Source organism: Granulicatella seriolae (assembly GCF_024543085.1).
Lineage (GTDB): Bacteria > Bacillota > Bacilli > Lactobacillales > Aerococcaceae > Granulicatella > Granulicatella seriolae.
Map to the genome: position 1 here is coordinate 1 of NZ_JANHNZ010000008.1, position 20,895 is coordinate 20,895.

The window sequence follows — 20,895 nt, forward strand, 5'->3', positions numbered from 1 at the left end:
ATCCAAAAATTGCCTAAGGCAACACAAAACCAATTAAAAATGATTGCTTGAAACTAAATTTATTGCTTCTTTGCTTGATATCATGCGGTTTATAATCATTTTTTATGTTTCAAGTTTTAGTTTCTAAATCATCTATTCTACGCTTGACCAAGAAACTGGGTTTTTCTGGCTATTCTGAATTCAAGTATTTTCTTCGCCAAGAGCAGACAAGTCGCCTAGCCTCAGAGACGGAGCAACTGCTTTATGATAAGCAAATGGATGATATTCAACGTACGCTAAACCATTTGAAGGCAGCGGATTTGCTACCGATTAATGACATGTTAGGGCGTAGCAAGACCATCTATTGTTATTCAACGGGCTTTTCGCAGAAGAAACCCTTGGAAGAATTTTCTAAACTCATGCTACCTTTAGAAAAGCGTGTCCTTATTTTGCCTAATAAAACCGAATTTGATATGGCTATGCCTATGATTAGTCATGAGGATTGTGTGATTATCACTTCTTTTAGTGGTGAAACTGAAAATATTAAGGAAAACTTGACCACGTTAGCTGTTCGTAAGATTAAAACTTTAACCATTACAACACCAGGTAATAATTATTTTGCACGAAATAGTGATTTTCATCTGAACTATTATTGCACGCCATTTCATGTGGGGCAAAAGAGATTTGAGATTTCGTCTCAGGTTAGCTTGAATATTCTGATGGACTATCTTTATCGGTCCTATGGTGCCTATACTTTATTGGAGGAGTAAATTCATGTTTCGTTTTAAGACTAGAACCTTTAAACATCTATTGGTGGGCTACTGGTTAGTGGCGCCTGCTTGTTTCTATGTCTATCTGCTTATGACCAGTAGTATGCGGCAGGTTAGTATGGTGGACCTGATGACGAATGTTCCAGGGATTACCTTGGCAAGTCTGCTGGCTTCATTGATGCTGATTCAGGCTGTAACACTCTATTTTATTCAACAAATTTCTAGCAGTCGGGATGGGTTATTAGGTAAGTTTTTAACCTTTTCCATGATTCAGCAGCTCTTTACAGGGAATATTGTTGGTGCGATTCTTTCCTTCTTTTATGGTCGTTCCTTAAGCTATAGTCAAGAAAATCCGACAAGGCAGCAAAAGAGTGTCGTCTTGGTTACTTGTGTAGTGTTCTCAATGTTTTCGCTCTTATCACTGTTTATTGCTTGGCGTTTAAGAGGCGGTTAATTAAATGTATACAAAAACGTTAGATCTTCTGTCTGACATCAAAACGGTGGCACTGCTCTGAGCCTTGGTCTCAGAGCTCACCTGGCTACGTATCTGTAGTTCGGCTGAAGCCGAAACAGCTACTGTGCGCCCGATGTGCTCTACACCGTGATGTCAGACAGAAGGTCTAACGTTTTTTGATTTGATTTTGGAGATAGGAAATCTATTTTTAGGTTATCCAACTAAGTTCTAGTGCCAAATATCTTGTGTTAATTCAATAAAATTCTATCACATCTGGTGTCATGCAAGGTCAAGGGTATAAGCAAATTGCTCAGATTATCCAAAGTAATACAGAGGCTAACTACAAACAAGCCTTGCGCATTGCTCGGACTGAGGGTGGTCGCTTGAGGTCTGCAGCACGTCAAAAAGCCAATGAGGAAATGAAAGAGCTAGGTGTTGATATTCGTAAGCAATGGCTTGCTACAGCTGATAGGAAGACTAGGCACAAGCATCAACGGTTAGATGGTCAAATTAAAGATATTGAGGACTACTTTGAGGTTGATGGCTACAAGGCTAAAGCACCTCGGATGTTCGGTGTGGCTGCTTTGGATATCCATTGTCGGTGTACTACTATCTCTATTGTTGATGGTATTTCTGCTGACCTGCGATTGGATAATGAGACTGGGGAAGAGATTCCTTTTCAAAAGTATTCTGATTGGCGCAAGTCGATTGATGAACGGTACTTTACCATCTCAAGTTCTGATGACTTCATGAAAGCTAAAAACATGAGGGAGTATCAGGTTTCTAAGGAGAAAGAGTTTATACAAGATTTAAATGTGTCCTTTGGGGCTCGGAAGGTCTTAAATTCTAAGTTTAATATGTATGTGTCGAACACATTGCCGGGTACTAAGAAGAGCATTAACTATTATGAAAAACAAATAGACCAAGCTTTTTCTATGTTGAATATTCCTGACGGTGCAGAACTACCAAGAATAGTGCTTATGAACTCTGAGAAAGATATGGGTGTTGGAACTAGGTTTGGTTCATTCTCATCAGCATCTAACACGGTTTATCTTGATGCTAGGAAGCCGAATGAAAAGAGTATCTTATCAAGACTTAAAAAAGCTAATCAAGAGAAACGAAAACAAGGCTATAAGACAGATTGGTTTGCGGTTGATGATGACGCACTGAGCCCGGTAATTCATGAGTTGGGACATTATCAGCATTATCAATATGTTAATAAGTATGCTAAAGAAAATGGACTTATGTTCGGAGAATCAAAACGTAGATTTAATGAGAAATTGATTGAGTTCATGGGTCAAAAGCGATATAATGTTAGTGAAGATATTAGTGCTTATGCTAAGTATCATTTTGCTAAAGTTGGCGGTGAGCTTAGTATGAATTCAACAAATGAGATAATCTCAGAATCTTATACACTGGCTGTTTTGGAAAAGAGTCGGAAAGCAACTCAAATTATTAATTTTTTAGAGAGAGGAGAGTGGTAACGTGAAAATCACAGCAGGGTTTGAAGAGTTTGAAAAAAAAGGAGAGTCATTGTTCATTGCAATTGATCCATATTTAGCTCCGCTAGGTCAGGGTGAGACAACCCTAATTCCGGATGCCCCTCCTGAAATTGTAAAACTACGCGATGAATTTTTAGAATGGCGTGAGGAATACCATAAAAGATATGATATTAAAATGGATATCTAAGCACCCAGTAGCTAACTGTTACTAGGTGCTATTTTTGTACCCAAAAACTAAATAAAGTCATTAACTAGTCTTAGAAATACGGCTATTTTTTATGTCCTGATGGATGACGTTAAAAGCCATACCGCCCAAGTCTGGGGGCATATCCAGACACTCCTAGCAGGGAGCGACCTGCATAAATATGCTATTGGAGGATGTAGAGATGGACTGGATTATGGTGATTTTGAACAAGTACAAAAAGGAAGATGGCACTATTGACTTGGTATCTGCAGAACAAGAGATTAGAGCTGAATTTCCTAAGAATGCGATTGTTAAGTCTGTGTTTAATGAGCAGACAGAGCAACTAAAGACTGCTAATGAGACAATCAACAAGCTTCAAAAAGGTAACAAGGACAATGAAGAGCTGCAAGCTGAGATTACTGGCTACAAGAGCCGCATTACCGAACTGGAAACAGAAGCTAAGACAAATGCTATGACTTACCAAGCTCGTACAGCTTTAGATAAGGCTGGGATTATGGATGTTGAGTATGGTTTGTATTTGTTAGGCGAGTTAGAAACGGACAAAGACGGGAATGTGATCAATCTGGACAACAAAATCAAGACGCTACAGATTGAAAAACCTAGCTTTTTTGAGGTTAAGCAAGAAGAAAAACCTGCAGCTGGGTACAAAGTAAATGATAACAAGCTGGATAATGGCTCTACTAATTCTAGTCGTGAGGCACAAGCAATCGCTGATGTGTCTAAAGTACACAATACTTCTTAATAGTAAATTCTCAAACAGTAGTTTTTCTTAGGTAATTAACATAATTCTAATTATTCTTTCATTTTCATCGGAAGTATTGTATACTTTGATTTGTCGATGATCAAAATCGGAATAAAGAGATAAAAGTATGAGGAATATGCTTTGCAAATACATGGTTATCGGATGATAGTTATGAAATAGTTGGAGAATTCATGAAATCTTACATACTTTATATAGTGCTAATAATCCATGTGAATAGTGGAATATGTTGTGGAGAATGAACTAAGAATCTATAGAAAAACAGGTGCAACAGCAGCTACTTGTCTTTGTGGAAAAATGCACTAGGACAAGCTAGACAGTTAGAAAATTTATTAAACAAAGTGGGGTAAGTTATGACAAAATACATGAAATTTTACTGGAAAGAAAACTTGCTATTATTCTTCATTATCGTTGTTGGGGCCTTATCCCAAGTATTATCGGTCGTGTTGAATGCCAGAGCCTTTAATGCTTTGATTGCTTTTGATTGGACAGAGTTTGTGAAAACAATGCTCTTGATTCTCTTTATGCTGATTATTTATATCCTTAGTTTATTGATTAAAATTCCTTACGAGACAAGGGTATCACAACTCATGTCTACCAAGATTAGAACAGATGTCATTTCAAAACTAGAAGATGTGTCTTACCAAAAGTATCATGAGTACGATTCAGGAACCTTCGTATCATGGATTACAAATGACATTAATACCATTGAACGTGATGGCTTTGCTAATGTGTATTTACTGATTACCATGATAGTGAATATGCTTTTTGCTAGTATTGCCCTATTATTCTTCCATTGGAGTATTATTGTTTACTCTGTGGCTGTCTCAGTAATAACTATCTTACTACCTAGACTTGTTCAAGCAAAGGTTAGAGATGCTGTTATTGATTTTTCTAAACAACAGGAAAGATTTGTTTCAGTTATGACCAGCATGATTAAGGGCTTTGATACCTTATTTTCTTTTAACTTAGTTTCTAGAATCACTAAAACAGTAACAGAAGCATCAGAAGAATTGGCAGATAAACGTGTGAAACAACAAAGAGCTATGGCTTATAGTGCTATCCTAGGAGCTTCTGGAAACCTTTTTGGACAAGCTGGGGTTTTGGTCTTAACCGGATATTTAGCCTTTAAGAGAATTGTGTCATTAGGTTCGATTACAGCTACTGGTGCTTTGAGTGAAACAATTTTCAACAGCCTTGGAAACATCACCAACGTTATTGTTGAGATAAAAACTGTTCAACCGATTTTTGAAAAGTTTGATGCACTGGATGCGGATGATGCAGGAGACTACCTACCGTTCCATAAAACAAACGACCAGATTAGCCTCGACAACTTGAACTACAGTTTTGGCGATAACCAATTGTGGACAAATGTCTCATACAGTTTCAATGAAGGTGGCAAGTACGCCATTGTCGGAGAAAGTGGAACAGGTAAAACAACCCTCTTGAATATTCTGAATGGTAAAATCAATGACTACCAAGGTTCAGCTAAGTTTTCCAACAATGAACTAAAGGATGTAGATGGTTACCAATTGCGACAAGAGATTATCTATCTAGACCAAGCGCCCTATATTTTTGATGGCAGCATCTTTGATAACCTTACCCTAGGCGAAAGCTTTTCTGAGCAAGAGATTTGGGAAGCACTCGATGTTGCAGGTTTAAAACAATTCGTTCAAGCTCAAGAAAACCAATTGGAAAGCCCTGTTGGCGAAGACGGAAGACTGCTGTCAGGCGGACAAAAACAACGGCTTTCTCTAGCGAGAGGCTTCCTCAGAGGAAAACGAGTGATTCTAATTGATGAAGGAACCTCAAGCCTAGACCATGAAACTGCTCTTGAGATTGAAAATAAACTAGTTGAAAATGCTGACTTAACAGTTATCATGGTCACACACAACTTAAGAGAAGAAATTGCTTCAAAACTAGATGGTATCTTGAATTTGAATGACTTTAAAGCCTAATGACTTTCTGCTCATAAAAAAGAGCCTCCAACTTATCACTTAGATAAGTTGGAGGCTCTTTTTTATGGCATATTTTCTAGGAATCGAATTTAGATGAAAAAGTTGGTCACGGTAAGCACTAATAGAATCGTAGTAAGTGCAAAATCAAATTTAGTCAAGGTATTCTTGTGTAGATGTTTTCCAAGATAAATGACGTTAATAACCAAAGCAAGAATAAAAGAAATAGTATTGTAAGGGCTAGGTAAAAAATATTGAATGATAATTAAGGCAAAGATTAACAAATAAACCAGTAGCTCTCTAGTGTCCTCTTTTTTCATAAATAGTCCTCCTCTTATTATAATTGATACCATATCTTAATATCTATATTACCAGACAAAAAAACGATTTCAAGGGGGGCTCAAGTCCATGTTGCTATTCAAACTCTTTCGTGAGTTAAAAATATATCAGTCATTAAGGACTTGAACCTCATCCCATAAAAAAGACAGGGCTCAATAGACACTGCCATTTTGCAGCAAAATCTGCTATACTATTGAGGAGCAAGACGCTTAAAAAAGCTAACTGGACAAATAACCTACCACTATCTATTGGAAGTAGGTTTGTTTTTTGCGTGCATATGGTATGTAGTAGGCTACAAACACATAAAAAGTGACACCAATCAAGCCCTTACAAATCCTTGCTATTTCAATTATCAGATATTTAGAGTAAAATAATAATGATGTCACCATAGACGTGACAAGAAACAAATGAAGAGAGGTGAACCATGGAAGAAAATGTTCATGACCGCATTCCCCCACAAAATATTGATGCAGAACAATCTGTCATTGGTTCCATTTTCCTAGAACCAGATGCCATTGTGGGTGTTCTAGAATATTTAACCCCTGAAGATTTTTACCGCCAAAATCACCAAGTCATCTTTAAGGCTATGATGGCGCTTAACGAACGTGGTGAAGCGGTTGATATTGTGACAACCAGTAACGAGTTGTCGGAAAAGCAACAGATAGAAAACGCTGGTGGCCAGGGTTACCTGATTGAATTGGCTGAAAAAGTGCCCACAGCTGCCAACGTTGAATATTACGCTAAGATTGTTTCAGATAAATCAACCCTAAGACGATTGATTCGCACCTCTAATGAGATTTCCAAGGAAGCCTTCACGGATGGTGGCGATTTGGCTTCGGTATTAGACCGTGCTGAAAGAAATATTCTAGAGGTGTCAGAAAAAAGAAATCGCTCTGGTTTTGTCCTTATTAGAGACGTCTTAAACCAAGCCTTGGAATCGGTGGAAGCTCGTGCTAAGAGCACAGGGGACATTACTGGTATCCCAACTGGCTATATCGAGTTGGACCGTATGACTTCAGGCTTACATGCAGACGAATTGATTATCCTAGCAGCCAGACCATCTGTCGGAAAAACAGCCTTCGTTTTAAACATTGCACAAAACGTTGCGACAAAAGCCGAAGAAGTGGTTGCCATTTTCAGCTTGGAAATGGGGGCGGAGTCCTTGGTTAACCGGATGATCTGTTCTGAGGGCAGTATTGATGCTGGTCGTTTGCGGAATGGTCAGTTGACTGACCAGGAGTGGGAGAGTTTTTTCCTTGCTATGGGGTCGCTGTCTAAGGCGGATATCTATATTGATGATACGCCGGGGATTCGGGTGGCAGAAATTCGAGCAAAATGTCGTCGTCTCAAGCAAGAAAAGGGGCGTCTTGGCTTAATTGTTATCGATTATCTGCAATTGATCGAAGGAACGGGTCGAGAAAGTCGGCAACAAGAGGTTTCAGAGATTTCCAGAAACTTGAAAAAATTGGCCAAAGAATTGTCCTGTCCAGTTATTGCCCTGTCGCAATTGTCGCGTGGGGTGGAGCAACGGCAAGATAAGCGGCCGATTATGTCGGATATTCGTGAATCAGGTTCTATCGAGCAAGATGCGGATATTGTTGCTTTCCTTTACCGGGACGATTACTATCGTCAAGAAGAAGGGGAGGAACCTCAAGAGCCTAACAATGTGATTGAGGTCATTGTGGAAAAGAACAGGAGTGGTCCTCGGGGCACTGTCGAGCTCATTTTCACTAAGGAATACAATAAGTTTACATCTACGGTGCCTGACCAGTTGGCCAACAGCATGGTCGCGCCGTACTAAAAATCAAAGTGTTGGGGCAACCTGAACATGAAAAAACTAGAAGAGGTGGATGTTTATGTCATCAGTAGTAGTAGTAGGAACGCAATGGGGAGACGAAGGAAAAGGAAAGATTACGGACTTTCTAAGTGAAAATGCCGAAGTTATCGCACGTTACCAAGGTGGAGACAATGCCGGCCACACCATCAAATTCGGCGGTGAAACCTACAAGTTGCACTTAATTCCTTCAGGGATTTTTTCACCAGAAAAGATTAGTGTCATTGGAAATGGTGTTGTGATCAACCCTAAATCCCTCATTAGAGAATTGGCTTACCTACACGAGAAAGGCATTACCACTGATAATCTGCGTATCTCTGACCGTGCTCATGTGATCTTGCCTTACCACATTCAATTGGACCAACTGCAAGAAGATTCCAAGGGCGACAATAAGATCGGGACCACCATTAAAGGGATTGGACCAGCTTATATGGACAAGGCGGCTCGTATTGGGATTCGGATGGCTGACCTCTTGGACAAGGAAGTCTTTAAAGAGCGTCTAGCCATTAACCTAGAAGAAAAGAACCGTCAATTCGTAAAAATGTATGACTCACAACCGATTGCTTTTGAGGATATCTTTGAAGAGTATTACGACTACGGTCAACAACTCAAAAAATACGTTTGCGACACATCTGTTATCTTGAATGATGCTTTGGATGCGGACAAACGCGTGCTTTTTGAAGGAGCTCAAGGGGTTATGTTGGATATCGACCAAGGAACTTACCCATTTGTCACCTCTTCTAACCCGGTAGCGGGTGGGGTTACCATTGGTTCAGGAGTTGGGCCTTCTAAGATTAACAAGGTTGTTGGTGTCTGCAAGGCCTACACCTCTCGTGTGGGAGATGGACCGTTTCCTACAGAGCTGTTTGATGAGATTGGTAGCCGCATTCGTGAGGTGGGTCGTGAATATGGAACGACTACAGGAAGACCTAGACGTGTCGGTTGGTTTGACTCCGTTGTTATGCGTCATTCCAAACGTGTATCAGGGATTACCAACCTCTCCCTTAACAGCATAGACGTACTAAGTGGTTTGAAAACATTGAAAATCTGTGTGGCCTATGAGAAAGCTGATGGCACACGTATTTCTCACTACCCTGCCAGTCTCGTAGAACTTGGCCAATGCAAACCAGTTTATGAAGAGTTACCAGGTTGGGAAGAGGACATTACAGGATGCAGAACTCTAGAAGAATTGCCAGAAAATGCTCGTAACTATGTTCGTCGTGTTTCTGAGTTAGTTGGTGTTCGTATCTCTACGTTCTCTGTTGGACCAGACCGTGATCAAACCAATATTCTTGAAAGTGTTTGGGCATCTGTGTAATAATAGTAAAACTCCAAGCAAGTTAGTTGGAGAAGATTACCATAAGGAAACGATTGGTGCACCTTGACCAGTCATGACCACCCTAAGGAGGCAGGTATGAAAAAAATTCTAGTTGTAGATGATGAAAAGCCAATCTCAGATATTGTCAAATTTAGTCTAGCAAAAGAAGGGTATGAAGTATCCACGGCATTTGATGGGGAAGAAGCATTGAAAGTCTTCGGTGAGGTTCAACCTGACCTAGTTCTCTTAGATTTGATGCTACCAAAGATTGAAGGCTTAGAAGTTTGTCGTGAAATTCGTAAAGTCAGCCAAGTACCGATTATCATGGTAACGGCTAAGGATTCAGAGATTGATAAGGTTCTAGGGTTGGAACTTGGTGCAGATGACTATGTCACCAAACCATTTTCAAATCGGGAATTAATCGCTCGTGTTAAGGCTAACTTGCGTCGTCAGCAGTTGGCGCCGGTTGACCCAGATGGCGGTAAAACCGTTAACGAAATTGTCATCGGTTCTTTGATTATCCATGAAGATGCCTATGTGGTGTCCAAACGTGGCGAAGAGATTGAGTTAACCCACCGTGAGTTTGAATTGTTGCACTACCTAGCGCAACACATTGGACAAGTTGTGACGCGTGAGCATTTGTTACAAACGGTTTGGGGTTATGATTATTTTGGTGACGTTCGAACAGTCGATGTGACGGTGAGACGTTTGCGTGAAAAGATCGAAGATACGCCAAGCCACCCAAGTTGGATTATGACCCGTCGCGGCGTCGGTTATTTCATCAAGAATCCAGAACAAGAAAAAGAGTAGGCATCCATTAGAATAGGGCTTATTCCATATAGAAAAACATATGAGCACTAACCAATCGCCTTATCATAAGGACAAAGGTGGTGCTCATTTTTTGGAGGTTTCCATGAACAAAGGCATTCGATTTTTTAGATCGATTCATTTTAAAATACCCTTGCTCTTTATCTTCCTCTTGCTAATTGCCTTGCAACTGATTGCGACCAACTTTTTGCGTCAGTTGGAGCTACAAACCATCAACAATTTCCAAGAGCAGGTTCAGTTGCAGGTAGGGTATCTGAAAAATACCATCCAGCCCATTTTGGCGCAAGATACGACGGAAGAGGCTAAAGAAGAGTTGATTTATCAGATTCTGCAAGATTATCCGGCTGGGAACTATATTGTTGAGACTCGTGTGGTTGATGCTCAGGGCTATATTTTGGGGACGACCGACCAGTCAGCCCAATCCCTAGTCGGAACCAAATCAACAGAGACGGACATTCAACAAACCCTACTGCTCAATCAATCCACCAACTATGAGTACACTAGTGAAAATATCCGCTATTGGAAATTGGTATCGCCTGTCGAGCAAAGCAATAATAGCAACCAATTATTGGGCGCCTTGTCCATTAGAACCAATATTGAATCCAGTTATAAGCAGGTACAAAATATTGGTATTATCTTTATTAATGCGTCTTTGGTGGCCATTGGCTTAACCATTGTGGTGACTTTTTTGATTTCCCAGGGGATTACGCGACCGATTGAGGCCATGAAACACCAAACGGAGCGGATTGCGGACGGGAATTATACGGGTGAGGTTAAAATTTACGGAGATGATGAGCTGGGTCAGTTGGGTCAAGCCATTAATGACTTGTCGACTAAGGTTAAGGAAGCGCAAGAGACCACCGAGTCGGAGCGGCAACGGCTAGACTCTGTCCTCAGGCATATGAGTGACGGGGTGATTGCCACTGATAGACGGGGGCGCATTGTTATCGTCAATAATGCTGCCTTGGACATTCTCAATATCCAGTCTGAAAATCTGATTGGAAAACCAATTATGGATATTCTGAAACTGGATGAAAGCTGGTCTTTCCGTAATTTGTTAGAAACACAAGATGAAAATGTTATGCAGATTGTAGAAGAAGATAGTGGTTCGGTTATTCAGTGTGAGTTTTCCGTGATTCAAAGGGATTCTGGCTTTATTTCAGGTTTGGTCTGTGTCTTGACGGATATTACCGAGCAAGAAAAGATTGACAGAGAACGCCGTAACTTTGTATCCAATGTGTCGCATGAGTTGCGGACGCCTTTGACCAGCATTCGTTCTTACACGGAGGCCTTGGTGGATGGGGCTTGGGAAAATCCTGATATCGCACCAAATTTCTTGAATGTGATTGAAACGGAAACCAATCGGATGATGCGTATGATTACCGATTTGCTAAACTTGTCTCGTATGGACGAGAACCGTTTAGGCTTGGAAAAAGAGTTTATCAATATGAATGCTTTGATTGAGCATATTGTGGATCGATTTGATATGGTCTTGCAAAGTGAGCCTTATCGCAACAAGAACTATCGTATTTTGAAGGACATTACCTTGCGTGACTTGTGGGTGGAAGTTGACCAAGACAAGATGACGCAGGTGATTGATAATATTATCAACAATGCTATCAAGTATTCTCCAGATGGTGGGCGGATTATTGTTCGTTTGATGGAGACCCACAACAACTTGATTGTCTCCATTAGTGATGAAGGCTTGGGGATTTCTCGTAAGGACATTCCGCACCTTTTTGACCGATTTTACCGCGTTGATAAGGCCCGTTCCCGTCAAATGGGGGGCAGCGGACTAGGTCTTGCTATTGCGAAAGAGGTGGTGCAGCTACATGGTGGAAAAATCTGGGTTAACAGTGTAGAGGATAAGGGATCAACCTTCTATATTTCCTTGCCATTTGTTGCCTTTGATGAGGAGGGGGAATGGGAATGAAAACGTCTAAAATTTTATTAGTTGTTTTGGTGGCCTTAATGATGGTCTCCTTGTCCCTAACAGCCCTCTTAATTATTCGGCCAGCCAAGCAGACCGCTAATACTGGTTTAGGGCAGACGACCACAACGGTTGGGACAACGACAGATAACCAAACTAGAACCAGCCTAATACCAGATGAGGTCTTTAGTCCAAGTCGTTATGTTTACAATCATGACGATAAGATTGAGGTTACCTCAGATAAGGCCGTCTTAAAGGCTTTGAATCTGGAACTGCACCAATCATTTGAGAATATTCAAAGCATGGGGACCTTGGAGCAGTACAACTATGAACAGCTACTGCTAAAACAAAGTGCAGGGCAACTCTTATTTGACGCACCTATCCCAATCAAAAATGCTGTGAGCTACTTTGTGGATATACCAGATGAATTTGCCAATACAACCATCACGCGGATTGTCCTTTTGATGGATGATGTGTCAACGGCTTATTTAATCAATGACCAAACCAAGGCTAGCTATTCGGTCACTCGGAAAAAACAGTCCAATGAGTTTTTGAAATCTGCTTACAGTGAGAAGCTTTTTTACCCGATTCAATCCTACATTACCAAGGGTGGCTTAACGTTTGTGCGGATTGACGATATCAAGTTGGACCAGTTGACCTATTTAGTGGAGCAACACATGACGTCATTTTATATTGGCATGCTTTACTCCAACACGACCGACCTGAAAAATCGTAGTGACAACAAGTCAATTGTTTATAACGATAATGTCTCTCAGTTGATTATTGACCGCTCGTCTAGTATTTTGAGCTATTTCCGTAATCGTTTGTCAGAATCGGTGCCGGATATGTCAACTACGCTACAACACAGTTTTAACCAGATGAACCGGTTTGAAAACTGGACTTATGGCATTTACTATTCGGGTTATTCTCAAACCAGTCAGGCGGTAGATTTTTTACGCTATGTTAATAACTTTCCGATTTTGGATGCCAACCAGCAGGGAACTTTACGGATTACGGTAACGGATGATGGCTTGTCCAAGATGCGAATTCCGACTTTGGTTGCTCAAACGCCTTTGGTCAGCCGTACTAAGCAAGTGTCGCTCATGTCGGGGGATGATGCGGTGTCGGTGATTATGAGTAAGGGCATTGACTTGCTGCAAGTTGAGGACGTTCGGATTGGTTATCAGTGGGTTAGTAGCCAAGAAAGCAACAAAATTGTCAACTTTATTCCGACTTGGTTTGTCAAAATCAATGGGGCTTGGCAAACAGTGGACAGTGCCACTATGGACCAGGTCACTCTTGAGGACGCTGGAGAACTTGAGCCTGTTAGCATGGATTTAGGGGAGGAAGACTAAGATGGATTTTAAACGTTCAACCATTGTTTTGATTGTCTCTTTTTTATTCTTAGATATTTTCCTGCTTTACTCCTACTTTAGTATGCAGGGCAATACCATTAGTTCCCAAAACACCAATATCAATGTCTTAGAGCAAATGCGTTCTGACGATATTTCCTTTTCTGGACTATCCTCCAATGTTGAGTCAGTTCCTTTGGTGCAGACCAACCGGGCTAGTTTAGGCGAAAAAGTTTCTCAGTTGACCAATCAGACCTATAGCTTTGAGAACAATATTTTATCTAGTACTTTGGAAACCCCTATTGAATTGGATTTTACCAAAGACATCACCAATGATACCTTTACTAGGGTCACTGAATTTTTAACCAGTGGCGCTATTCTCAATGGGGAGCAGTACGGTCTTTTCACTTATAACCCGTCTACTAGAAAAATTATCTATGCGCAACGAGCCAATAAGGTGCCGATTTTGGATGGAACTAGCCAGATTGTCTTTTCTGTCAATGCAAATGGGCAGGTGACTTCGTATGAGCAGACCTTTGCTGGTGATGCACAGGTTCTAGGAGACAGCAGACGCTTGACGACCTCACAGTCGGCAGTGGAGAATTTGTACTTAAGTGGGCGAATTCCGCCTAAGTCAACCATTTTAAAGACGCGCTTGGTCTATTACCGTTCTTTGAGTTTGGATGATATGTATGTTTACAGCCCGGCTTGGTACGTGGAGATTCAGCAAGCGGATGGGCAGATTGTGGTTCGGCGTGTGGATGCCTTGCGTGGCGGTATCTTGAGTGGTGATTCTTTGGAAGTTCAAGGGGTCAAGTCGTCCTAATCGGTGGAAATAGCTGCGATTATTTGGTAGGATTAGTGAGTTAAAGATATGTGTGCTTGTTAGAGAAGGGGTAGTTTGTGAAGATGATGCAATTGGAATCAGAATTAGGATTTAAGGTTTCCTTATTGGCTAGTGGCAGTTCGGGCAATGCTACTTATATTGAAACGCCACAACGAAAAATTTTGGTGGACTGTGGCTTGAGTGGCAAGGCGATGGAGGCTTTGATGGCCAAGATTGGGCGCAACTTGTCTGATGTGGATAGTATTTTGGTGACCCACGAGCATAGCGACCACATCCATGGTGTCGGCGTTTTAGCCCGCAAATACAAGATGGACGTCTACGCCAACCACGAAACTTGGCAAGCCATGGAAGGTAAGATAGGCAAATTGGCTACTGAACAAAAACACATTTTTGAACTGGGCCAGATGCAAACCTTTGGCGACCTAGACATTATTTCTTATGGTGTTTCTCATGACGCTGCCAATCCGCAGTTTTACGCCTTTCAAAAGGACCAAAAACAGTTTGTCATGTTGACCGATACAGGCTATGTCAGTGACCGTTTGCGTGGGTTGCTGAAAAATGCGGATGCTTACCTGATTGAAAGCAACCATGATTTGGAAATGCTACGTATGGGTGGCTACTCTTGGTCATTGAAACAACGCATTTTAGGAGATAAGGGTCATTTGTCCAATGATGATGGGGCTTTGGCGACTGCTGAGATGGTTGGGGATAAGACCAAACGGGTATTTTTAGGCCACTTGAGTCGCGACAACAATATGAAGGCCATTGCCTATGACACGGCCTATGCTATTTTAAGGGACAAGGATTGTGGCTTGGAGGAGAATTTCCAGCTTTACCACACCGACCCTGTTGAACCGACTGAATTGTTTACTATATAGGGTTGAGCTTGGTAAAATGTCCGCAAAGAAACAAGAGTTGTTTCTAAAGCACAAAATAGTTTCCGACATAGGGAGCAGAAATGAGAACGGTGGCACCGCCGCAAGACTAGGTCTTTCGGCTTAGCTGTCTACGTGGCTGTAATCGGCTAAAGCCGAAACATCCACTGTGCGTCAGCTATGCTCATACACCGTTATTTCTACTCCCTATGTCGGAAACTATTTTATTTTGTTGTATACGGACTCTGTGCTCTGTTGATAAGAAATTTCTTCATAGATGGTGATAGAACTTAAAGAATTTTCCCTAACATCTTCACCAAAAGTTCAAAATCTCAGGGTATACTAGTGGAAAGAATACGGGTGAGACTACCCAAAAACAGATTAGAGGGGGCATAGAACTATGTCAAAAGATGATGTCAATCCGAACGATGTTGAAAAACATAACGAACATATTAACAATGGTGACCAGGCATACAATGAGCCAGATGATGTAGAAACCAATGAATCAGAAGAAGACTTACAAGCTAGAAACCAGTGGGAAAATGATGCTGCTTACTATAATAGCGTGCAAGACAAGGAAACCCCTGCTAGCGATGAGGTGGAGGCTAATCTTTTTACTTCTGGAGACAATGAGCCTGATGTAGAAGTAGAAGAGCCAAGCCGAGGTGTAATACCGCCATTTTCACAGGAAGAAGTCCCTAATCCTAAACCGGAAGATCCTAAAACTAAGGGCTTTAGGTCTGGTTTTATGGGTGGTTTAGTCGGTGGGTTAGCTGCATTTGCGCTTTGTGCGGGTATTGTTTTGGCTATGGGTGGTAATATTTTACCGGGTGCTGCGACAAGTAGTAGCGCGCCTAGCTCATCTTCTAGCAGTAGTGCAGCCCAAACCAGTGAGGGCCAGGGGACGACTGCTCCTTTAACCACGACACCAACCGATATTACACAAGTGGTCGACAAGGTGAAAGACGCTGTGGTGTCTGTCGTGAATTTGCAGGCTGCTAAACAAACCGATATTTTTGGGCGCTCAAACGGTAGTACGGGAGAGTTGACGACTGCTTCTGAAGGGAGTGGGGTCATTTACAAGGTGACTGGCGGCGAAGCTTACATTGTCACCAATAACCACGTTATCGCCAACGCATCCGGTCTGCAAGTCTTGCTGGCTGATGGCACCAAAGTGGAGGCAACATTGGTCGGCAGCGATGAATGGACTGATTTGGCCGTATTGAAAATCTCTGCAACTGACGTGAAAACCGTGGCAACATTCGGCAACTCCGATGATGTCTTGGTGGGACAAGTGGCGCTAGCAATCGGCTCACCGTTAGGGTCAAGCTTTGCGACTAGCGTGACTTCAGGAATTGTTTCGGCTAAGGACCGTTCAGTCGATACAGATGTTGACGGTGACGGACAAAGTGACTGGACCGTGACCGCCATCCAAACCGATGCAGCTATCAATCCGGGCAATTCCGGTGGGGCGCTTATCAACGCAAGCGGCCAAGTGATCGGCATCAACTCCATGAAGATTAGCAATTCTGCTGTCGAAGGGATGGGGTTCGCCATTCCGTCCAACGAAGCGGTTCAGATTATTAACCAACTAGAAAAAGACGGCAAAGTTATCAGACCAGTCCTAGGCGTAACCATGATCAACCTAAGCTCCATTTCAGTGGCCTACGAAGAAGAACTAAAACTACCAGAAACCGTGACCAGCGGAGTCATCCTCTACAACATCACAGCAAATGGTAGTGCAGAAAAAGCTGGCTTGAAGCAACTAGATTTGGTTGTCGAATTCGATGGCCAACCTATCGAAAATATCCAAGCCCTACGAAAGGTGCTCTACAGCCATAAAGTTGGCGACACCGTTCCTATTAAGTTCTACCGAGATGGCAAACTACAAGAAGCCAATGTGACCCTACAAGAATCTAGCCAACCAAGTTTATAATCTTTTGAAATCAGTACCTTCACATGTGGAGGTGCTGATTTTTTGTTGCTGGAGCTAGTAAGCGTACAGTTATGCTGTACAAGTTGCTTCTGATTAGATTTCTCATAAATAAGACCCAAAAGCTAAATTAAAAGGAAAAGTATTTTTAAGATGACGAATTATGAGAAAAAGGATTCAAAACAGGTCTCCGACGAGGAATAAAAGTACTTTATTCCTCGTTAGAAAGTAAAAATAGTTATGTTTTCTCATAATTCAACCGATTCTAGCTCAATAAAGGTCAAAAAAGCCCAACAAATGACGAATTATGAGAAAAGAGCTTTAAAATAGGTCTCTAACGAGGAATAAAAGTACTTTATTCCTCGTTAGCAAACAAAAATGGCTATGTTTTCTCATAATTCAACCGATTTTAATTCAATCAAGGTAAAAAAGCCCAACAAATGACGAATTATGAGAAAAGAGCTTTAAAATAGGTCTCTAACGAGGAATAAAACACCTTTATTCATCGTTAGTAAGCAGAAACAGCTATCTTTTCTCATAATTCAACTAAATTTAGCTAAATAAAGACAAAGGACTTGATTTTATTTCAATTTAGTAATAAAGTGATACTATACTAAAATACCACTAAAGGAATGAAAGCAGGAATCAATATGACAATGAATCAACGAACACAAGCAATTAGCCATTTAACACCGGAGCGGGTGCGTATCAATGCGCTCAACCCGACACGTTTAAGTCAGTTTTACCAAGATGTGATTGGTTTGGACCTTATATCTGAGCAAGATAATCATATCTCATTAGGAATTAAGGCGGATAATGCTGTCTTGCTGGAAATTTATCCTAGCACCACCGATAGAGAGACCCGGACAACTGGGCTGTTTCATATGGCCTTTCTCTTGCCGACTCGTAAGGCTTTGGCGGATAGTTTGCTGCATCTGATTACCGTAAAGGCGCCCTTGCAAGGGGCTAGTGATCATGGTTACAGCGAGGCGCTTTACTTGGCTGACCCTGAAGGCAACGGCATCGAGATCTATTGGGATAAGGACCAGTCTGTTTGGGACAAGCGCCCGGACGGTTTTATTGAGGGGATTACCATCGAGATAGATGCAGACGGCTTATTGGCACTGGCATCAGACGGCTTCCAAGGTTTCCCCAGCGGCACCAAAATCGGACACGTGCACCTGTCTGTCAAAGACCTAGTCTCTACCGAGAAATTCTACCACCAACTCTTAGGACTAGGCGTGCGTTCCGACTACCAAGGCCAAGCCCTCTTCCTAGCAAGCGGTGACTACCACCACCATTTAGGGGCCAATATCTGGGCAGGCCGTAACCTACCAGCACCAAAAGACGACCAAATCGGCTTGAACGCAGTTATCTGGACAACACCTCACCAAGCTGACCTAGATACCATTGAAGCTAATCTAAAAACAGCAGGAGCCAGCTACCATAGAGAGGCAAACCATATCAAAACGCACGACTACTCAGGCCTTGCCCTAGAAATCCACCACAAAGCCTAGTCTGGTAAATGGTGCCTCGTTAGCAGAACACTGCTTGCAAGGCACCATTTAGCAGTGTGGTTTTGGGCTTGCAATTGGGGTGAATCTGGTTTATAATAATACGTGCCGCAAGGCCGTATGGCAATAGCGAACTTATGAATCGAGTCAGGTCCGGAAGGAAGCAGCTATAAGTAAGCTTCGTTATGTGCCGTATGTACATAGAAGACAAAGGTTGGGGCTATAGGTTCCAACTTTTTTTTAGGCATTTTTTGTGGATTCATACACATTAACCATTTCAGGAAAGGGAGGTTTTGGATGAAAAGTCAAGGATGGAAAGAAGAAGTCGGTCATCTAAGGGGAATCTTGGCAGAGTTTGACCAGCAGATTCAAAAGGAAAAGAATCGTTCAAAACAGGAGGGCTTGGAAGACAGCAGGCAGGATTTTTTACGTTATTCTGTTGAGCAGTTGAAAACACAAAAGGCCTCTCCCTACTTCGGTCGTCTGGATGTCACCTTTGAACAGGACCAGAAGGTGGAAAAGATGTATATCGGCTCATCAACCCTCTTCGATGATCAGGACAATGTCTTAATCTACGACTGGCGCGCACCAATTGCCAGCCTCTTTTACGAGGGTACGCTAGGCCAGCTGGATTACCAAACGCCAAATGGCTTAGAAAGAGCCCACGCCAGCTTGAAACGGGATATCGTCATCCGCAACCAAGAGCTGCAATCCATCTATGATGTGGAAAGTGAAGAGTCCCGCTTGATGGAAACCTTGAGTGCCTCTAGCAACCGTGATGGTCGTCTAGAAGGCATCACCGCTACCATCCAAAAAGAACAAAACGAGATTATCCGCCACAAACAAAAGGACTGGCTGATTGTTAATGGTTGTGCCGGTAGTGGAAAAACCACCATCTTGCTCCAACGCATCGCCTACCTTATGTACCAAGCCAGACAAGAAACTATGAGCGATATGCTGCTGCTATCCAGAAATCAGCTCTTTGCCAACTACATCTCGCATGTTATCCCTCATCTAACGGGTGGCAGCGAACTGTTTCAAAGAACCATTTGGCAGAAGACGCAGGACTTGTTTAGGGAGTTTCAGCTGCATCACCAAGTGGAAGTGGTGGCTGAGGTAACCGAGGACTGGTCTTGGGAGCGGGCCTACCTGCCGGACAGCGAGTGGGTAGACCTGATCGCCGGTCAAATGGCTGACCTAAGTCTTAAGGATATTCACTTCAAGTCTATCTACCTCAAGGGCTATCGCTTGTTTTCGCTGCGCGACTTCCAAAAGTTGTCTGAGCAGACCAATCCCAACTTAACCAATCACCAGCAGTTGACTCAGATTCAAGGCGCCTTAGAACGTAGCCTCAAACGCCGTCTCAATAAGTTTTTTGCCTCTGACCGGGCCATGGCTTATTTTGAGCGTTTGTCCAATATGCAAATCGAGCTCCTCCTAGACGGGCAGGAATTTGTTAATGAGAGTGACTACTACCAAAATCTCGGCATGAAGCTGTTTGAAAAGGAAATCAAGGTAGTCGAGGAGCAGATTGAAAAGTTTGCCTTCGTCAATAGTGCCAAGCATCTGCACCAATGGATTAAGTTTGCCAAGGCCAGACGCAAGCAGATTGGCCAGACCTTCAACGTACAAACGCCAATCAAGCTAACCGAAGAAGGCTATTACCAAGCTACTCCAGAAGGTATCCGCGTATTGGAATTTATCGCAACTAGCCTAGCGCCGATTCGTTGCCACAGTGGCTACACCCATCTATTTATTGACGAGATTCAAGATGTTTCCCTCTTGCTCATGGGCACCCTGTCACGCTACTATTTCCGTTCTAAGTTCACCGTCGTCGGCGATGAGTATCAAGGCTTCGGCAATCGCACCACCATTTTCAGCCTCTTGGAAGACCTGCAAGGCACCCCCGGTCAAATGCAGCTGGCTCAAAAAAGGCTAGATACCCTGTTTCCAAGTCGTGACCTAGAAAGTCGCCAGCTGGCTATCAGTTACCGCTGTACTAGCCAAATTACTAGGTTTTCTAACGGGATTCTGGATTGGGATTTGGACAAGAATGTCTTCCCTAGAAATGGGAAGGACCCGCAAGTCGTCTTGACGGCAGAAAACCAAGATTATGCTGCACTGGAAGAAGTCATAGACCATTTGGACGATTATTTGCACACGGTAGGCATCATCTGTTCTGACCGAGCGCAGGCTAAGGAGCTGCAAGCAGCCCTAAAAGGAAAGCTGGAACTGCCAATCCTAGAAGATGGCGGCGAGTATCTGGGCAACCGAGTTATTGTCACCACTATCGATGTGGCCAAGGGGATGGAGTTTGACGCTGTGATTATCATGGACGTCACCAAAGAAAACTACCCCGACCAAAGCACCCAGAAAGCCAAACTCTACACCTCCTGCACCAGAGCCAAGCACGACCTCATCCTACTAGCCAAAAAGGGCGAGCTCAGCCCATTAGTCAAACATAACAAAGCTCCCTATCAAATGGTGGGGGAATAGAATA

Annotated in this window: 17 protein-coding genes and 1 other RNA gene; 17 read left to right on the forward strand and 1 reads right to left on the reverse strand. The window is 42.5% G+C overall.

Annotated elements, in window-relative coordinates:
* Nucleotides 1–104 precede the first annotated feature (104 nt).
* From NPA36_RS07700 to NPA36_RS07725, 6 genes are all read left to right on the forward strand, one after another.
* Nucleotides 105–749, forward strand: coding sequence for a MurR/RpiR family transcriptional regulator (locus tag NPA36_RS07700; RefSeq protein WP_256945546.1), 645 nt, complete (start codon nt 105–107; stop codon nt 747–749).
* 4 nt (nt 750–753) lie between these two features.
* The gene (locus NPA36_RS07705; RefSeq protein WP_256945547.1) at nt 754–1,203 is read left to right on the forward strand and encodes a hypothetical protein; all 450 of its coding nucleotides are present in this window, start codon (nt 754–756) and stop codon (nt 1,201–1,203) included.
* A 266-nt stretch (nt 1,204–1,469) separates the two neighbouring features.
* On the forward strand, nt 1,470–2,687 hold the full coding sequence (locus tag NPA36_RS07710; RefSeq protein WP_256945619.1) for a phage head morphogenesis protein: 1,218 nt from the start codon (nt 1,470–1,472) through the stop codon (nt 2,685–2,687).
* Between the two features lies 1 nt (nt 2,688).
* A complete protein-coding gene (locus tag NPA36_RS07715; protein ID WP_256945548.1) occupies nt 2,689–2,892 on the forward strand; it encodes a hypothetical protein in 204 nt (67 codons plus the stop codon).
* A 199-nt stretch (nt 2,893–3,091) separates the two neighbouring features.
* A complete protein-coding gene (locus NPA36_RS07720) occupies nt 3,092–3,652 on the forward strand; it encodes a phage scaffolding protein (RefSeq protein WP_256945549.1) in 561 nt (186 codons plus the stop codon).
* Between the two features lie 371 nt (nt 3,653–4,023).
* Nucleotides 4,024–5,628: an ATP-binding cassette domain-containing protein gene (locus NPA36_RS07725; RefSeq protein ID WP_256945550.1), complete on the forward strand. Its 1,605-nt coding sequence runs from the start codon at nt 4,024–4,026 to the stop codon at nt 5,626–5,628.
* 89 nt (nt 5,629–5,717) lie between these two features.
* Here the strand turns inward: NPA36_RS07725 and NPA36_RS07730 are convergent, their stop codons facing one another.
* The gene (locus tag NPA36_RS07730; protein WP_256945551.1) at nt 5,718–5,945 is read right to left on the reverse strand and encodes a hypothetical protein; all 228 of its coding nucleotides are present in this window, start codon (nt 5,943–5,945) and stop codon (nt 5,718–5,720) included.
* Between the two features lie 443 nt (nt 5,946–6,388).
* Between NPA36_RS07730 and dnaB the strand changes: the two genes are divergently transcribed.
* The 11 genes from dnaB to NPA36_RS07785 all read left to right on the forward strand — a co-directional run bounded on the left by dnaB (nt 6,389) and on the right by NPA36_RS07785 (nt 20,891).
* Nucleotides 6,389–7,765, forward strand: coding sequence for a replicative DNA helicase (gene dnaB / locus NPA36_RS07735; protein ID WP_256945552.1), 1,377 nt, complete (start codon nt 6,389–6,391; stop codon nt 7,763–7,765).
* 55 nt (nt 7,766–7,820) lie between these two features.
* Nucleotides 7,821–9,116: an adenylosuccinate synthase gene (locus tag NPA36_RS07740; RefSeq protein ID WP_256945553.1), complete on the forward strand. Its 1,296-nt coding sequence runs from the start codon at nt 7,821–7,823 to the stop codon at nt 9,114–9,116.
* Between the two features lie 96 nt (nt 9,117–9,212).
* The gene (yycF, locus tag NPA36_RS07745; protein ID WP_256945554.1) at nt 9,213–9,926 is read left to right on the forward strand and encodes a response regulator YycF; all 714 of its coding nucleotides are present in this window, start codon (nt 9,213–9,215) and stop codon (nt 9,924–9,926) included.
* A gap of 103 nt (nt 9,927–10,029) precedes the next feature.
* A complete protein-coding gene (gene walK, locus NPA36_RS07750) occupies nt 10,030–11,877 on the forward strand; it encodes a cell wall metabolism sensor histidine kinase WalK (protein ID WP_256945555.1) in 1,848 nt (615 codons plus the stop codon).
* Nucleotides 11,874–13,229 carry a YycH family regulatory protein gene (locus NPA36_RS07755; RefSeq protein ID WP_256945556.1) on the forward strand — a complete coding sequence of 452 codons (1,356 nt, stop codon included), beginning with the start codon at nt 11,874–11,876 and terminating at the stop codon, nt 13,227–13,229. Before walK ends, NPA36_RS07755 begins: the two co-directional genes overlap by 4 nt.
* Before the next feature lies 1 nt (nt 13,230).
* Nucleotides 13,231–14,052: a two-component system regulatory protein YycI gene (locus NPA36_RS07760; RefSeq protein WP_256945557.1), complete on the forward strand. Its 822-nt coding sequence runs from the start codon at nt 13,231–13,233 to the stop codon at nt 14,050–14,052.
* Between the two features lie 86 nt (nt 14,053–14,138).
* Nucleotides 14,139–14,951: an MBL fold metallo-hydrolase gene (locus NPA36_RS07765; RefSeq protein ID WP_407932808.1), complete on the forward strand. Its 813-nt coding sequence runs from the start codon at nt 14,139–14,141 to the stop codon at nt 14,949–14,951.
* 397 nt (nt 14,952–15,348) lie between these two features.
* Nucleotides 15,349–16,884 (forward strand): S1C family serine protease, encoded by a 1,536-nt coding sequence (locus NPA36_RS07770; RefSeq protein WP_256945558.1) that lies wholly within the window; start codon nt 15,349–15,351, stop codon nt 16,882–16,884.
* Between the two features lie 647 nt (nt 16,885–17,531).
* Nucleotides 17,532–18,398, forward strand: a complete 867-nt coding sequence (locus tag NPA36_RS07775) for a VOC family protein (protein ID WP_256945559.1) — start codon at nt 17,532–17,534, stop codon at nt 18,396–18,398.
* 112 nt (nt 18,399–18,510) lie between these two features.
* An RNA gene (ffs, locus tag NPA36_RS07780) (signal recognition particle sRNA small type) lies at nt 18,511–18,597 on the forward strand.
* A gap of 95 nt (nt 18,598–18,692) precedes the next feature.
* Nucleotides 18,693–20,891 (forward strand): HelD family protein, encoded by a 2,199-nt coding sequence (locus tag NPA36_RS07785; protein ID WP_256945560.1) that lies wholly within the window; start codon nt 18,693–18,695, stop codon nt 20,889–20,891.
* Nucleotides 20,892–20,895 lie beyond the last annotated feature (4 nt).

Coding starts and splice junctions, on each gene's coding strand:
- NPA36_RS07755 (WP_256945556.1), top strand. CDS start 11,874: ATGAAAACGTCTAAAATTTTATTAGTTGTTTTGGTGGCCTTAATGATG.
- NPA36_RS07765 (WP_407932808.1), top strand. CDS start 14,139: ATGCAATTGGAATCAGAATTAGGATTTAAGGTTTCCTTATTGGCTAGT.
- walK (WP_256945555.1), top strand. CDS start 10,030: ATGAACAAAGGCATTCGATTTTTTAGATCGATTCATTTTAAAATACCC.
- NPA36_RS07770 (WP_256945558.1), top strand. CDS start 15,349: ATGTCAAAAGATGATGTCAATCCGAACGATGTTGAAAAACATAACGAA.
- NPA36_RS07775 (WP_256945559.1), top strand. CDS start 17,532: ATGACAATGAATCAACGAACACAAGCAATTAGCCATTTAACACCGGAG.
- NPA36_RS07725 (WP_256945550.1), top strand. CDS start 4,024: ATGACAAAATACATGAAATTTTACTGGAAAGAAAACTTGCTATTATTC.
- NPA36_RS07705 (WP_256945547.1), top strand. CDS start 754: ATGTTTCGTTTTAAGACTAGAACCTTTAAACATCTATTGGTGGGCTAC.
- NPA36_RS07700 (WP_256945546.1), top strand. CDS start 105: ATGTTTCAAGTTTTAGTTTCTAAATCATCTATTCTACGCTTGACCAAG.
- NPA36_RS07785 (WP_256945560.1), top strand. CDS start 18,693: ATGAAAAGTCAAGGATGGAAAGAAGAAGTCGGTCATCTAAGGGGAATC.
- NPA36_RS07760 (WP_256945557.1), top strand. CDS start 13,231: ATGGATTTTAAACGTTCAACCATTGTTTTGATTGTCTCTTTTTTATTC.
- dnaB (WP_256945552.1), top strand. CDS start 6,389: ATGGAAGAAAATGTTCATGACCGCATTCCCCCACAAAATATTGATGCA.
- yycF (WP_256945554.1), top strand. CDS start 9,213: ATGAAAAAAATTCTAGTTGTAGATGATGAAAAGCCAATCTCAGATATT.
- NPA36_RS07730 (WP_256945551.1), bottom strand. CDS start 5,945: ATGAAAAAAGAGGACACTAGAGAGCTACTGGTTTATTTGTTAATCTTT.
- NPA36_RS07740 (WP_256945553.1), top strand. CDS start 7,821: ATGTCATCAGTAGTAGTAGTAGGAACGCAATGGGGAGACGAAGGAAAA.
- NPA36_RS07720 (WP_256945549.1), top strand. CDS start 3,092: ATGGACTGGATTATGGTGATTTTGAACAAGTACAAAAAGGAAGATGGC.